The organism is Acidimicrobiales bacterium (assembly GCA_041394185.1).
Lineage (GTDB): Bacteria > Actinomycetota > Acidimicrobiia > Acidimicrobiales > Poriferisodalaceae > JAAETH01.
In genome coordinates, this window is record JAWKIQ010000005.1 from 14,911 (window position 1) to 29,132 (window position 14,222).

13 protein-coding genes are annotated in these 14,222 nt (G+C 65.0%); 7 read left to right on the forward strand and 6 right to left on the reverse strand.

Going from position 1 to position 14,222, the window contains the following annotated elements; all coding sequences use genetic code 11:
- Window positions 1-3: 3 nt before the first annotated feature.
- Window positions 4-2,457, reverse strand: coding sequence for a transglycosylase domain-containing protein (locus tag R2770_20215; GenBank protein ID MEZ5282789.1), 2,454 nt, complete (start codon window positions 2,455-2,457; stop codon window positions 4-6).
- 60 nt (window positions 2,458-2,517) lie between these two features.
- Between R2770_20215 and R2770_20220 the strand changes: the two genes are divergently transcribed.
- The 3 genes from R2770_20220 (at window position 2,518) to R2770_20230 (ending at window position 5,532) form a co-directional block, all read left to right on the forward strand.
- Entirely contained in the window at window positions 2,518-3,156 is a 639-nt protein-coding gene (locus R2770_20220; protein ID MEZ5282790.1) for a thiamine diphosphokinase, read from the forward strand.
- Window positions 3,144-4,373, forward strand: a complete 1,230-nt coding sequence (locus R2770_20225; GenBank protein ID MEZ5282791.1) for a substrate-binding domain-containing protein — start codon at window positions 3,144-3,146, stop codon at window positions 4,371-4,373. The genes R2770_20220 and R2770_20225 overlap by 13 nt, the downstream gene beginning before the upstream one ends.
- A 70-nt stretch (window positions 4,374-4,443) precedes the next feature.
- The gene (locus R2770_20230; protein ID MEZ5282792.1) at window positions 4,444-5,532 is read left to right on the forward strand and encodes a Zn-dependent alcohol dehydrogenase; all 1,089 of its coding nucleotides are present in this window, start codon (window positions 4,444-4,446) and stop codon (window positions 5,530-5,532) included.
- A gap of 46 nt (window positions 5,533-5,578) precedes the next feature.
- Here R2770_20230 and R2770_20235 read toward each other — a convergent pair whose 3' ends face one another.
- The gene (locus R2770_20235) at window positions 5,579-6,748 is read right to left on the reverse strand and encodes a glycoside hydrolase family 3 N-terminal domain-containing protein (protein ID MEZ5282793.1); all 1,170 of its coding nucleotides are present in this window, start codon (window positions 6,746-6,748) and stop codon (window positions 5,579-5,581) included.
- A 39-nt stretch (window positions 6,749-6,787) separates the two neighbouring features.
- On the opposite strand from R2770_20235, the gene R2770_20240 reads away from it, so the two are divergent.
- Both R2770_20240 and R2770_20245 read left to right on the forward strand, forming a co-directional pair.
- A complete protein-coding gene (locus R2770_20240; GenBank protein MEZ5282794.1) occupies window positions 6,788-7,042 on the forward strand; it encodes a hypothetical protein in 255 nt (84 codons plus the stop codon).
- 76 nt (window positions 7,043-7,118) lie between these two features.
- Entirely contained in the window at window positions 7,119-7,940 is an 822-nt protein-coding gene (locus R2770_20245; GenBank protein MEZ5282795.1) for an HDOD domain-containing protein, read from the forward strand.
- A gap of 259 nt (window positions 7,941-8,199) precedes the next feature.
- On the opposite strand, the gene R2770_20250 is transcribed toward R2770_20245, so the two are convergent.
- Genes R2770_20250 through R2770_20265 form a run of 4 tightly spaced genes read right to left on the reverse strand, consistent with a single transcriptional unit; the run spans window position 8,200 to window position 12,299 of the window.
- Window positions 8,200-10,023: a hypothetical protein gene (locus tag R2770_20250; protein MEZ5282796.1), complete on the reverse strand. Its 1,824-nt coding sequence runs from the start codon at window positions 10,021-10,023 to the stop codon at window positions 8,200-8,202.
- A gap of 44 nt (window positions 10,024-10,067) precedes the next feature.
- The gene (locus R2770_20255; protein ID MEZ5282797.1) at window positions 10,068-10,640 is read right to left on the reverse strand and encodes an 8-oxo-dGTP diphosphatase; all 573 of its coding nucleotides are present in this window, start codon (window positions 10,638-10,640) and stop codon (window positions 10,068-10,070) included.
- A complete protein-coding gene (locus R2770_20260; protein ID MEZ5282798.1) occupies window positions 10,604-11,800 on the reverse strand; it encodes a thiolase family protein in 1,197 nt (398 codons plus the stop codon). The genes R2770_20255 and R2770_20260 overlap by 37 nt, the downstream gene beginning before the upstream one ends.
- 16 nt (window positions 11,801-11,816) lie before the next feature.
- Window positions 11,817-12,299 carry an OB-fold domain-containing protein gene (locus R2770_20265; GenBank protein ID MEZ5282799.1) on the reverse strand — a complete coding sequence of 161 codons (483 nt, stop codon included), beginning with the start codon at window positions 12,297-12,299 and terminating at the stop codon, window positions 11,817-11,819.
- Window positions 12,300-12,410: 111 nt separating this feature from the next.
- Here R2770_20265 and R2770_20270 point away from each other — a divergent pair, with 111 nt between their 5' ends.
- Both R2770_20270 and R2770_20275 read left to right on the forward strand, forming a co-directional pair.
- Entirely contained in the window at window positions 12,411-13,361 is a 951-nt protein-coding gene (locus R2770_20270) for an ABC transporter permease (protein ID MEZ5282800.1), read from the forward strand.
- Window positions 13,354-14,217 (forward strand): ABC transporter permease, encoded by an 864-nt coding sequence (locus tag R2770_20275; GenBank protein MEZ5282801.1) that lies wholly within the window; start codon window positions 13,354-13,356, stop codon window positions 14,215-14,217. The genes R2770_20270 and R2770_20275 overlap by 8 nt, the downstream gene beginning before the upstream one ends.
- The last annotated feature ends 5 nt before the right edge of the window (window positions 14,218-14,222 follow it).

Genomic DNA, 14,222 nt, shown 5'->3' on the forward strand with positions numbered 1-14,222 from the left:
GAATCAGCCGCCGGCTGCCGTTGTGGTGGTCGCCGCCGCGGTGGTCGTGGTCGACGACGTCGCTGCTGTGGTTGTGGTCGACGACGAGGCCGTCGTGGTTGTCGTAGACGACGTGGCCGCCGTGGTGGTCGTAGACGAGGTGGCCGCGGTTGTGGTCGTGGTAGACGACGCGCCACCGGCAGTGGTCGTGGTGGTGCTGGAGCCACCATCGGTGGTTGTGGTGCTGGCGTCGGCCTCGGAGGTGGTGGTGGTCTCCTCGATGGTCGTCGTGGTGGTGTTCACGCGAGACACGACGTCGACGCAGCGAATCTTTTCGCGGCGCACCAGCCCGTCGGGGTCGACGACCTCGATCTCGCACAGGGCGTCGTCGCGCGGCAGGAACGTGCCGTTGCGCTCGCCCAGATCGACCCTGACGTCGGTGCAGTCGAGCTCGACCTCGTAGGTGGTGCCGTCGTCGAGTTCGATCTCGACGTCGCACTTCTCGTCGGGCAGGTGCAGGAAGCGGCTGGCGCGCGGACCCGGCGGGTCTGCCGGGAACTCGCGGATCGGCAACGATTCGTGCACCTTGCTCATGAAGCTGCCGAATATCGGTGCAGGCACCCGGCCGCCGGTGACCCCGCCAAGCCCCCAGATGTTGCGCATCTCGACGATCTCGGTGGGGTCGCCGATCCAAACAGCTGTGGAGTAGTAGGGGGTGTACCCGACGAACCACGCATCGCCGAAGTCCTGGGCGGTGCCGGTCTTGCCGGCGGCCGGCTGACCATTGGCGATTGCGGCCCTGGTGCCGGTGCCGAAGCGGACGTTGGATTCCAGCACGTTGGTGACCCAAGCCGCAGTGTCTTCGCTGAGCACCCGTTCGCCACGGGGAACATGCTGATACAAGATGTTGCCGTCGCGGTCTTCGATTCGCTCGATGTAGTAGGGCTCCATGCGGACGCCGCCGTTGGCCAACACCGAATAGCCGACGGCCTGCTCGAGCGGTGTGACCTCCTGGGCGCCGAGAGACATCGACTTGAAGGGCAGGAACCTGTCGTCGCCGGTGCGACCGATCATGCGGCTGGCGACGTCGACCACCTGGTCGAGGCCGGCCAGGATGCCCAGCCTGACATACGCGCAGTTGGAACTGGCCCTGGTCATCGAGGCGATGGTGCCGGCGCTGCCGCGTCCACCACCGAAGTTGTTGACCGTGTAGAACCCCTGAGCGCCGTCGTCGAACACACAAGGGCCGATGCCGCTGATGGTGTCGTATGGCAAGAACCCGGCGCGCTCGACGGCGGTGGTCAATACGTAGGTCTTGAACGAAGAACCCGGCTGGCGTTTGCCCTGGGTGGCCAGGTTGAACTCGAAATCGGCGAAGTCGGGGCCACCGATGAAGGCGCGGATGGCGCCGGTCGAGGGTTCGATCGTTGCGATTGAGACCTCGAATTGCCCCTGGTCCTTGTCGGCGAAGAACTCCTCCACCGAGGCCCGCATCATCTGCTCCATCTCGGGGTCGTAGGTCGAGTAGATCCGCAGGCCGCCCGCATAGACAGCGTTGAAGCGTTCGTCGCGGGTCTCGCCAAGCACCTCGAGGTCGAGGGCTGCATCGGTGACCGAATCGAGGAAGTAGTTGCGCCTGAGGGTCTCGTCGGTGAACCTCGGGCTGAGGTTGCGGGTGGGCAGTGGCCGACGCTGGTATTCGTCGAACTCTTCTTCGGTGATGTGACCCTGGTCGAGGAGACGGATCAGGCCCACCTCGCGGCGCCTCTGAGCGATGTCGATATCGTCGAACCCGTCGAAGATCGATGGCGCTCGGATGAGACCAGCCAACAGGGCCGCGTCGCCGTGGTCGAGTTCTTGGGCTTCCTTTCCGAAGTAGGTCTCGGCGGCGGCCTGGATGCCGTAGGCACCATTACCGAAGTAGATCTCGTTCAGGTAGAACTCGAGCAGCTCTTCCTTGGACAGCTCTTCTTCGAGCCGCGAGGCCAGCACAGCCTCGCGGATCTTGCGGTTGAGCGTGCGTTCGGGGCCGACGACGCGAAGCTTGACGATCTGCTGGGTGATGGTCGAACCGCCCTGGCTGATGCCGCCGGCCGACACGTTCGACATGAGGGCCCGCAGGGTGCCGCGGAAGTCCCAACCGTTGTGCTCGAAGAAGTTCTCGTCCTCGACCGCAGTGACCGCCTCGATGACCGCCGTGGGGATCTGTTCATACGGGATGATCTGGCGGTCGATGCTGGTGTTCAGCACGCCCATCTGAACGCCACGGCTGTCGTAGACCTCGGTTCGTTGCTCGCCCGGTTCGAGGTTGAAGTCGACGATGAGGCGCTCGCGGCTGATGGGTGTGAGCGCCTCTTCGCTGTGGGGCGCGATGGCATAGCCGGCGGCTGCGAACACACCGGTGGCCATTGCGATGCCGGCAAGGATGCCGACCAATCTTCCTGCGCGCCATGCCCAGCGCCTGACTTTGACTCCCACGAGTAACCAAAGTTAGTGGCCAGATCGCGACAAATGCGGTCGCTCGGCCACAATGGGCCTGTGCGCGCGCTGATCGTCGCCAACGGCTCGAAAACCTCATCGCTGCCCGCAGAACTGGCCGGCAGCGGTCGCCCCGACATCGTCATCGCAGCCGACGGCGGAACAGCGTTGTTGCAGGCGTCGAACATGCCACCCGACCTGGTGGTCGGAGATCTCGATTCGGCCTCGGCCGAGGCCATCCGCTGGGCCCGTGACAGCGGCGCAACCGTACTGACGCACCCCCCGGACAAGGACGTCAGCGACCTCGAACTCGCCCTGGACCTGGCCATCGAGCGCGAATGCGACCAAATACTCATCTGGGCAGCTCTTGGCGGCCGGGTCGACCACTCACTGATCAACGTCGCCGTGGCGTGCTCGCCCCGATTGGCCGACATCGAGGTTTGGCTGGGCGACGACAAGAAATCGATGACACCCGTTCATGCCGGCCGCTCGAGACGCCTGCCGGTGCAGGCGGGCGCCACCGTGTCGTTGCTCGCGATAGGCGGCCCAGCGCGCGTCAGTGCGTCGGGATTTCGCTGGGACCTCGTCGATGCAACCCTCGAGCCGACCAGCAGTCGCGGGCTCAGCAACCTGGCGACCCAGGGTGATCCCACGGTGAGCGTTGCGTCTGGCATCGTCTTGGCGCTGTGCAACCGTTGAGCCCCTACAGATCACGCCGCAGGCACCCGCTGGCCCGCGCGGTCTTGGCCCTGATGGCGATGGCGACCATTGCGGCCGGTTGCGGGTCGACCCGCCCCGAGGTCGAGACGGTACGGCTGCTGACCCACGAAGACTTCGTCATCCCGTCCGAAACACTCGACAACTTCACCGAACGCACCGGTGTGAGGGTGGCCGTGTTGCGCGAACCAGACCCGGCGGCCGTGGTCGAGCTGTTGTCGCGCACACGCGACACACCGGTGGCCGATGTCGTGCTGGGAATCGACAGCCTTTCGGTCGACCGGGTCATCTCCGAGGGCCTCGTCACGCCGTACAGAGCGATTGAGGTCGACAAACTCGACCCGACACTGCTGGTCGACGACGACAGGCTCACCCCGGTCAGCACCCTCGACGTCTGCTTGAATCTCGACGCCCAGCACTATCGACCCGAACCTCTCGACCCCGAAGAGCAGGAGCGGCTGGCACAGATCGAGGCCGCGCTGCCCGACGGGGCCGAATTGGCCATCCCAGAGGGCGAACAAGCCCAGGCGCTGTCAGCGCCGGGTTCGATACTGGACCTCACCAGGCCAGAGTTCGCCGACCAGCTCGTCGTGCCAGACCCGCACGACGACCGGCTGGGTCAGTACTTCATGCTCGCCTTGTGGCAGCGTTTCGGCGACGATCCGAACTCGGCGAGCTCGTGGACGGCGGTGCTGCGAGACCTCTACCTCAACGGCATGTCGATCGCCCCGACCTGGCGCGACGCATACTTCGGCGACTTCACACAGGGCAATCTGGAAGGGACAAAAACAGCTGTTGTCGCCTCCGCCGGCATGCCGGTGGTGACGGCCAGATTGCGTCACAACACCCCAGAATTGCTCGAGACCGAGGCCATCGACGACGGCTGCCTGCGCGTGGTGTCGTACGCCGCCATAGTCCAGGGGGCCAGCGATCGCCGTACCGCAGGCAGGCTGATCGACACCATCATCTCGCCCGAGTTCCAGTTCTACCTCGGTGACGCACTTGGCTCGCGACCCGCCCGCGCCGACCTGATCGTCAGCGAACTCGACGAGCTGTATCCCTCGACCGTCGAGGCGACACCGGTACCCGGCACCGCAGATGAAGAACTCGTCGCCTACCTGCTGGCCCAGTGGGATGCCGTGTTGAACGATGTCGACAGCGGCGGGGCGGCTACCTCCACCACCACCACCGATCCCTGAGACCCGTTTCGGTCAGGTGTCGCCACCGTTGTAGTCTCGCCCCATCCCTAGCCACTCGAAACGGGGTCTGATGAAGGCTGCAGTTCTCAACACCATTCCTGGAAACCTCGACATCGTCGAGGCCTCGGTCGACAAGCCAGGCCCGCGCGAGGTGCTGGTTCGCACCGCGGCGGCCGGTCTGTGCCACAGCGATCTCCACTTCATGGAGGGCAAGTACCCCTACATGACGCCGGCGATCCTGGGCCACGAATCGGCCGGCGTGGTCGAGGCGGTCGGCAGCGATGTCACCTACCTCAAGCCGGGCGACCATGTCATCAGCTGCCTGTCGGTGTTCTGCGGTCACTGCTCGTACTGCCTCGAGGGTCGGCCGTCGCTGTGCTCCGGCAAGGGCGCGGGCGAACTGGGCCGAGGCCCCAGCGAGCCTCCGAGGCTCACCATCGACGGCGAGCCGGCGTGGCAGTTCCTCAACCTCAGCTCGTTCGCCGAGATGATGTTGGTGCACGAGCATGCGCTGGTGAAGATCCGCCCCGACATGCCCCTCGATCGCGCCGCTCTCATCGGCTGCGGCATCATGACCGGCGTAGGCGCTGTGTTTCGCACCGCCGGTGTGCGTCCGGGCGAGACCGTGGCCGTGATCGGCTGCGGCGGCATCGGCCTGGGCGCCATCCAGGGTGCTCGCATTGCGGGCGCAGGCCGTGTCATCGCCGTCGACATGATCGATTCGAAGCTCGAGATCGCCCGCCAGCTCGGCGCCACCGACACCGTGAACTCGGGCCAGGTCGACGCCGTCGAGGCGGTCAAGGAACTCACCGGCGGTGGCGTCCACTATTCGTTCGAGGCCGTCGGCCTGAAGGCCACCGCCGAGCAGTCGTTCCAGATGCTGCGAGTAGGCGGCGCGGCCACCATCATCGGCATGATTCCGGTGGGCACCAACGTCGAGATCCACGGTGTCGAGCTGTTGAGCGAAAAGAAGCTCCAGGGGTCGAACATGGGCTCCAACCAGTTCCGCACCGACATGCCCCGCCTGGTCGACATGTACATGGACGGCCGGCTGATGCTCGACGAGATGATCTCGGGCCACATCCACCTCGACGAGATCAACGAGGGCTTCGAGCAGATGAAGACGGGCTCCATCGCCCGCAACGTCATCATGTTCTGATCTGGCGCCCCCAGATCACCGACCCTCGAATCACAGCCCCCTCAAATCACAGGGCACAGGCGAACAAACCCTTCGCCACCAGAATCCTGGCGACCGAATCGGCGAGCCGGTCTGCATCGATGCGACCGGCCGCCACGGCGTCCAGCAGCCTCAGGTGTATTGCGTCGACCTCGTCGGCATTGCCGAGCAGCGCGATGTCGTTGCCCGCCAGTATGGCCAGCTCGACCGCCTCGGGGGTGGTCCACCGATCGGTTACCGCGTCCATGTCGAGCGAGTCGGTCATTATCAGCCCGTCGAAGCCCATCTGATTGCGCAACAGGCCTTCCACGGCCGCGTTCGAAAGCGACGTGGGCAGGCCGTCGCTGAGCCCGGGAACATCGAGGTGGGCCACCATCACGGCCCTGGCGCCCTGCGCGATCGCCTGCCGGAATGGCTCCAGGTCGCGGGCTTCGAGCTCTGCCAGCGTGGGCGCCAACGGCAGCTCCTCGTGCGAGTCGGCCGAGGCCGACCCATGACCCGGGAAGTGCTTCACCACCGCGATCAGGCCGCCGGCCTCGACGCCATGCATGGCCGCCAACCCGTACTCGACCACGACGGGCACCTCATCGCCGAAGGCCCGGTCGCCGATACCCGGACCGCCGCCGACGTCCAGCACCGGAGCCAGGTTGGCGTCGAAGCCCAGGGCGGCCATGTCGCGGCTGTGAGCGGTGAGAGCCTCGCTCAACTCGTCTGGTGTCAGCGTGGCTGCCATCTGGGCCGCCGACGGCAGCCTCGACAGCACGTTCCTGAGCCTCTGGACGCGCCCACCCTCCTCGTCGACAGCCACAAGGGGCTCGATCGGCGCCAGCTGCCGCAGCGCGGCCAGTTCGCCGGCGAGGGTGCTGTCCGGAGTGCCCAGAACCACCCAGCCACCGATTCGGCCGCGCGAAACCAGATCGGCCAGTTCGCCCAGCCGTTCCCAGTCGACTCCGGGCATCAGCACCTGGCCGATCTGGGCGTCGAGGTCGATCTCGTCGGTGCAGATGCGGTTGGGGTCGACATCGGACGCGTTCGCGTCCGATGTCAGGTAGGTTGCCGCAACGGTGCCGGTGAGGGTGCCCAGCACCACCGGTTCGTCTCGTCCGTCGTCGACCTGCGATGCTGACGCCGGCGTGGACACCACTGCCGCAACCAGCAGCGACACGAGTATCAGCGGGGTCAACAGGCGCTTGGTCACGATTACGAACGTACCCAATATGACCTTGGGGCCCGGGTCATGACCTCGGTTCTGTGGGCGGTTATCTGGTGGATCCTGATAACCAGCCCCCTGCTGTTGACCGCCGCTGCCTTCCTGGACGCGGCCAGGAGGCCTGGTTGGGCTTGGGGTTTGGCTCAGCGGAACCGGGTGATGTGGCTGACGCTGATGGTGGCCGGAGGGGTCACCCTCATCGGTGGACCGATCATCGCGATCGTCTACCTGTTGGTGGCCAGGCCCGATGTCGCGGCGGCCGAACGCGGACAGCTCAGATGAATCGAAGATTTCCAGCACTCAACTCGACCCCAAGTCGGTCCGATGGGTTTGTACCCGCACATCCATCGAGGACCCCATGTCATTGCAGCTAGCCACCCTCGTAGAAGAATTCTCGATACTGCCCGAGCAAGACTCGGCGACCATGCGACTGCTGTCGCTGCTCGACGATCCCAACGTCGAGGGTCGCGACATCGCTCGTGTCATCGAGGCCGACCCGTCGATGACCGCTCGGCTGTTGACGTTGGCCAACTCGGCCTTCTTCGCGGTCAAGAACCCCGTCACCAATCCCTGGGGCGCGGTCATGGTCGTGGGTTTCAACGTGGTTCGCGCTCTGGCCGCATCGGGCTCGCTCGGCTTGGGAGACCCGGCCGGTGAGATGCCCGACGGGTTCTTCGAACACAGCATCGCATCGGCTGCGGGCGCGGCGGTTGTAGCCCGCCAGGTCGGCGTGAGGGCTTCGGACGCGTTCAGCGCCGCTCTGTTGCACGACGTGGGCTCTCCCCTGCTCTACCGCGCTGCTCGCCCCCGCTGGCAAGAGGCCGTGGTCGAAGACGACAACGGCCACGTCTATCTGTCGCTGACGGCCGAACGTGCGGTGTTCGGTTCGAGCCACGACCAGCTTGGCGCCCAGGTGATGGAGTACCTGCACTTCCCGCCGTCGATCGTCGATGTCGTGTCGTCGCACAACAACCCGTCGGCTCTGGTAACCAGCCGCCTCACCCGCATCGTGATCGCCGGAATCGCTCTGGCCGAAGCGGGCGGACACCCCTCGACCACACAACCGATCGCCGATCCCATCGACTCTTTCGAAGCTGTCGACCTGTCGTTCCCGCCGTCGGACGAGATGCTCGAAGACCTCGAGTCCGAAATCGCCGATCTGCGCGCAGTGCTGGCCTAGGGCCTTTGCGGCCGCGGGTCAGCGCCGCGAAGCAAACAAGCGCAGCGGCCCATCCTGGCCCGGACCCTCACAGCACCAGCAGGTGTCGTCAGAGCAGCCGTACCAGGTGACCTCACACTCGCGACACGCCCGCGGCAGCAGGCCCCCGGGTTGGGGCTCCAGCACCGGCGCCGGGGCCGCATCGGGCAGGGTCAAGGTTCGAAAACGCGGCATACCGACTTTGTCGGCACACCAGCGGCTCACCTGAGCGCCAGATCTCCTACACGGGCTGGCAATCGAGATCGAAGACCGACCCGTCCAGGCGATACCTGACCACGTACGTGTCGCCAGGTGCCCCGAAGGGGTCGACGTAGGTCGTCAGGCCATTTGTAGTCGCCACCCACGACCCATCGCGCCTGATCTGATACCTGCTGTCGGGGTCGACGTCATCCCAACCGATGGTCGCCCCGTTTGCGTCGAACACCACGAGGCACTGCCCACCCGGCCCCGGATCGTCGGGAACGACGATGGGCGAGGGATCACATGTCAGATCGGTCGTGTTGTCGTCGATCCTGTAGCGGACGACGTAGCTGTGCGCGCCCGGAGCCGCTGCGGTGTCGCCGAATGTGGTTGCCCCTTCGATGGTGGCCAGCCACGAGCCGTCTCGGCGAACCTGCCAGCGGTCGTTCCCCGGAATCTGGTCCCAGGAGAGCACCGGATTGTCCGCCGCGTCGAGCTCGACAGAACAAGACGGATCGGGGTTCGGATCGGGCGGATCCACCAACACCGGGTCGAACAACTGCAGGTAGGCGTGCCTGCCGGTTCGGAAGGTGTTCACCCGGTCGCGATCGTGGCCGATGAGCAACCCCGAATCGAGAACCTCGAGATCGAACACGGCCTGCTGAGCATTGACACCGGGATTCCAATCGAGCGGGTCACCGGTAGCCGGATCGAGGGCGGCAATCTGATAGCGCGCCTGAATGCCGGCGGTGTTCTCGTTGCCGCCCGACTCGCACGCGGCGGGCTTGGGCACGAACGGGTAGCCGGCCACGTCGGCGGTGGCGATCGGACCCAGGCCTTCGACGAAACAGAAGTGGCCTCCGATGTAGACGGCAGCGTCGGAGATACCCACCGAGTACACCGAATCGAACGCCGCCGTTACCCAGAGGTTCTCCTCGAGCCCGGGACCGTCTGCGGTTGGGAAGGCGATGGCCTTGTCACAGCTCCAGTTGCCTTTTTCGACGATGACGAAGTAGGAGCCATCGGGAGAGAACTCGGCGTCGCGCACCTGCACCGCTCCCTGGGAGCAACGTGGTCCGGCGAACAGATACCAGTCGGTGCGCCAATCGGTGATTGCGTCGGCTCCGAGGTCGATCATCGTCGCCACCGGACGCTCGAGCCCGTTCACATAGCGGCTCGCATGCACCATCAGCAGGGTCGAACCGTCGGGGTGAATATCGAGCGCCCTCACCGTTCCGGATCCGGCCTTGCCCAGGTCTCCCGACAAGTCGGCCACCAGCGTGTCGACCTCACCGGTCGCGGCGTCGAGAGCGGCAAAGCCCGATCGCGGCTGGCCGCCCGCCCACGAAAAGGCACCACCGATGTACACCCGCTGGGTATCGGCGGCGATCGCCATGACCCTGGCGTCGACGTCGGCGCTGAAGCCGAGGTCGACTTCGCCATCGTTGGTCAACTTGGCGAACCTGAGCCGCCACGCCCCGTCGATCTGCTTGAACTGACCGCCCACGTAGATGCCAGAACCATCCGGATCTGCCTCTAGTGCCAGAACCGCGTCTTCGACCACAGGGTCGAAGCCGAAGTCGAATGCCAGGCTCTCGATGTCGTAGGCGAACAGGTACGGCTGATCGACGAGCGTGCCGTCGGGCAGTTCGACCTGGGTGAAGGAGCCACCGACGACGATGCGGTTGCCTACGCGTGCCTGGGCCCAGACGATGCCGTCGGCAACGCGCGGGACACCTGCCAGGGGCTCTTCGGGGACGAGACCCCCGTGGTTCACGTCAGCTCCAGCGGGTGCCGCACCGGTGCCGAAAGTGCCGACGAGGACGAGAACCACAGTGAATGGAACCAACCAACGTCGTTTCATGAACGCTCAGCGTAGTCGCCTGACTCGCATCAGGCCATCGAGGGTCAGATCCTCTCGTAGCGCCACGCCAGCGGCCGGTCACCGTCGTAGGGCATGGTGCCGTGGAACACGCCCGGCTCGCCGTCGAAGACAAGTGGCACGAAATGCCTGTCGCCGTCCCACATGGGCAGGTCGGCGTCACGCCTAGTGCGCTCGTCGGCCGAACAGGCAGCCATGAGGCGTTCCAGCTCGATCCACACCAGGCTGCCCTCATGATTGGCCTGGGGAATGTCACCAGACCACGAGTCGACCAGGAACACGAACCCCAGCCATTGCTCGCGCTTGGGACCGAAGTTGGTCCAGGTGATCGTGCCGCGCAGTTCGATCGATTCGAGCTCGACGGAGGCCTCTTCACGCAGCTCGCGGCGCAGGCTTTCGACCACACCTTCGTCCGGGTCGACCTTGCCTCCCAGACCGTTGACCTTGCCGAAGTGGTCGTCGTCGGGACGCGCATCCCTGCGGATCATCAGCACCCTGTTGGTGCTGCGATCGAGCAGGTACGCGAGCGTCCCTACGACCGGCTGGAATCGACCTGTGGGTGTCAGGCTGCCGACTTCTCGAGGATGTGAACGCCACAGGCCGAGGCCAGGCCGATGACGTGGGCCAGACCGACCTTTGCGCCCTCGATCTGTCGGTCGCCCGCCTCGCCCCGAAGGTGGTGGCACACCTCCCAGATGTTGGCGATGCCGGTGGCCGAGATCGGGTGACCCTTGCTCTGCAGACCGCCTGACACGTTGACCGGCTTGGAGCCGTCGCGCCAGGGCGCCCCCGACTCGAAGAAGTCGACGGCGCCGCCCTCTTCGCACAGACCGAGGTTGTCGTAGTGGACCAACTCTGCGGTGGCGAAGCAGTCGTGCAACTCGACCAGGTCGAGGTCTTCGGGGCCGATGCCGGCCTGCTCGTATGCCTGCGCGGCGGCCCGCTTGGTCAGCGTGTTGACGTCGGGAAGCACCTGGCAGCGCTCGGTGTAGGGATCGGAGGTCAGCACCGAAGCGCTGATCTTGACCGCACGGCGCTGCTGTTCGAGCGACAGGGTCTTCAGCTTCGAGTCGGACACCACCACCGCCGCAGCACCGCCGTCGCAGTTGGCAGAACACATCGGACGCGTGTTGGGGTAGGCGATCATGATGTCGCCCATGATCTGCTCGAGCGACATCTCCTTGGTGTAGGCCGCCAGCGGGTTCAGCGTCGAGTGCTTGTGGTTCTTCTGGCTGATGCGGGCGAAGGTCTCAAAGCCGACGTCGCCGTACTTGTGGCCATATTCCATGCCGACCTGGGCGAAGGTTCCCGGCATGTTGGCGGTGCCGACACGGCCGTCGGTTGGGGCGATGGCGCCCACGCGACCCTCGGGTGTCCACTCGTCCTGGTCGGTCTGGGCGGTGGCACCCAGCAGTCCGGCGCCTGCCAGCTTCTCGACACCGACCGCCAGGCCCATGTCGCACTCGCCGGCCTTGATGGCCATGATCACGGTGCGCAGCGCGGTGGCACCCGTGGCGCACGCGTTCGACACGTTGTAGACCGGGATACCCGTCTGGCCGATCTGCTTTTGCAGCTGCTGGCCAAACGATCCGCTGCCCCTGAGGTTGCCCGCGGCCATGATGCCCATGTCGGCCATGGTCACGCCGCCGTCCTTCATGGCCGCCATGGCGGCCTCGGCTCCCAGATCGACAGTGTCCTTGTCGAAATGTTTGCCGAACTTGGTCATGTTGATTCCAAGAATCCAAACATCCTCGGCCATAAGTGGTTCCTCCCCCTCAGTTGTTGACGGGTTCGAAACCGAACCCGATGCTGTCCTGACTGACGGGTTCGAAACCGAACCCGATGCTGTCCTGACTGACGGGTTCGAAACCGAACCCGATGCCTTCGACACCGTTCTTGGTGCCCATCGAATAGGTACACAGCCGGACCTTCATGCCCAGCTTGACGTGATCATCGTCGGGTTCGACGTTGCGCAGGTTGGCCCTGACGCTGGTGCCGCCACAGTCGATGATCGACGAGACGAACGGCACCTCGACACCCGGTGATGCCATCGTGACGATGGTGAACGACACGACCTCGCCTTCGGTGTCGATGTCGACCTTGCGGAACTCGGTGGCGAAGCACCCCGCACACGCGTTGCGGCGATCGAAGTAACGAGCCCCACAGTTGGTGCATTCGTTGGCTACCAGGTGAGGCTGGTCGCCGAGCACCAGGTAGTCGACAAGGGGAATCTGGGACGGTGCTGCGGTATCGGTCATCGCGCCTCCTCGTGAAACTTCGTCGATTCTGCCAGAAGGCCCAGCCGAGTCGAGAATCGGCGCGCACAGCGACTACGGTTCTGCCAGCCCCTTGGGAGGGGTCGGGGGACGATGGTCAAGCTTCTGGTCAGAAAACTCGCCGAACTGCTGTTGGTGTTGTTCGTCGTGTCGCTGCTCAGCTTCTTGCTGCTATCGCTGGTGCCAGGCGGCAACCCCGCACTTCGAATCTTGGGCGACCAGGCCACACCCGAGTCGATAGCGGCACTCGAAGCCGAGTTGGGGCTCGACGACCCGATGGTCGTGCGCTACGCGAACTGGCTGGCAGGTGTGCTCCAGGGCGATCTGGGCCGCTCGACCGATCTCAACCAGGACGTTTCGAGTGTGCTGGCCGAAAAGCTTCCGATCACCATCGAACTAGCGGTGTTGGCCATCGGAATCGGCATCGTCGTGTCGATTCCGCTCGGCGTTGTCAGCGCATGGCGCCAAGGAGGGTTGGTCGACAGAATCATCACCTCGACCAGCTTTGCAGTGCTTTCCCTGCCCAGCTTCCTGATCGCCATCGTGTTGCTGATCGTGTTCGCCGTGAAATGGAAGCTGGTCCCGGCTGCGCCCGCATGGGTGCCATTCACCGAGTCTCCGTTCACCAATCTCAAGAACCTGATCCTGCCCGTATCGGCGATGGCGCTGGGCGAAATCGCCGTACTGACCCGGGTGCTGCGCTCGGACATGATCGAGGTTCTCCAGAGCGGGTTCGTAGAAACGGCCAGGGCGAAGGGCCTGACCACCCCCTACATCTTGTTCAGGCACGCTCTACCCGCCGCATTGACCTCGATGCTGACCCTGGTCGGGTTGCAGATCGCTGGCGCCATGACGGGCGCTGTCATCATCGAACAGATCTTCGGCCTTCCCGGCATCGGCCGCACGATGTTGCTGGCGATTTCGAGGCGCGATCTGGTTCTGGTGCAGGGAACGGTGTTGGTGGTCGCCAGCGCCTACGTGGTGGTCAACTTCCTGGTCGACATCGCCTATCGGCTGACCGACCCGAGGATCCGACGTGGCTGAGTCGATGCGACCCGTGGAGGCGGTTTCGAAAGGTGGCGACGGCTACGGCGTGCTGTTTTGGGCCGCGGCTGTATGGTTCGCGCTGGTGGTGGTGGCTGCGGTTGCAGGCGATCTGTTCCCGTTGCCGGACCCCGACCGCATCAGCCCCGCCGACAAGTACCTGCCCGTCTTGTCGGAAGGCCATCTGCTCGGCACCGATCAACTGGGCCGCGACATCCTGGCCCGCCTGGTCGACGGATCGCGGATCTCGATGATCATCAGCTTTGTCACCGTCATCGTCGGCATCTCGGTGGGTGGGCTGTTGGGCACCACGGTCGGCTACTTCGGCGGCAAGATCGAAGCCGCGGCGATGGCGGTGGTGAACATCGCCCTGTCATTCCCGGCGCTGGTCGTGCTGCTCGGTGTCATCGCCATGGTCGGTCAGTCGCTGAAGGTGCTGACCATCGTGTTCAGCCTGCTGGCGATTCCGGCCTACACCCGGTTCGCCCGAGCATCCGCGATCTCGTTGAAACAGCGCGAATGGGTTGCTGCGTCGCAGATGATGGGCGCCACCACCCCCAGGGTCGTAGGGCTGGTTCTGCTGCCCGAGGTGCTCATCACCCTGGTGACGTTCGGGCTGTTGGCCCTGGGCGGGGTGATCGTGGCCGAGGGCGCAATCGCATTCCTGGGCTTTGGCGTTCCACCTCCCCAAGCCACCTGGGGAGGGATGATCGCCGACGGCAACCGTGCGTTCGCCGACGACATTGTTCATGTGGCGCTGGTACCGGACACCACCATGTTCTTCACGATCTTGTCGCTGAACCTGCTGGGCGATGGCCTGCGCAGACGGCTGCAAGTGCGCGAAGCTCAGATATGACCGGC

Excerpts from the sequence above, each read along its gene's own strand:
- R2770_20230 (MEZ5282792.1), top strand. The coding sequence starts at position 4,444 with ATGAAGGCTGCAGTTCTCAACACCATTCCTGGAAACCTCGACATCGTC.
- R2770_20240 (MEZ5282794.1), top strand. The coding sequence starts at position 6,788 with ATGACCTCGGTTCTGTGGGCGGTTATCTGGTGGATCCTGATAACCAGC.
- R2770_20245 (MEZ5282795.1), top strand. The coding sequence starts at position 7,119 with ATGTCATTGCAGCTAGCCACCCTCGTAGAAGAATTCTCGATACTGCCC.
- R2770_20250 (MEZ5282796.1), bottom strand. The coding sequence starts at position 10,023 with ATGAAACGACGTTGGTTGGTTCCATTCACTGTGGTTCTCGTCCTCGTC.
- R2770_20260 (MEZ5282798.1), bottom strand. The coding sequence starts at position 11,800 with ATGGCCGAGGATGTTTGGATTCTTGGAATCAACATGACCAAGTTCGGC.
- R2770_20265 (MEZ5282799.1), bottom strand. The coding sequence starts at position 12,299 with ATGACCGATACCGCAGCACCGTCCCAGATTCCCCTTGTCGACTACCTG.
- R2770_20270 (MEZ5282800.1), top strand. The coding sequence starts at position 12,411 with ATGGTCAAGCTTCTGGTCAGAAAACTCGCCGAACTGCTGTTGGTGTTG.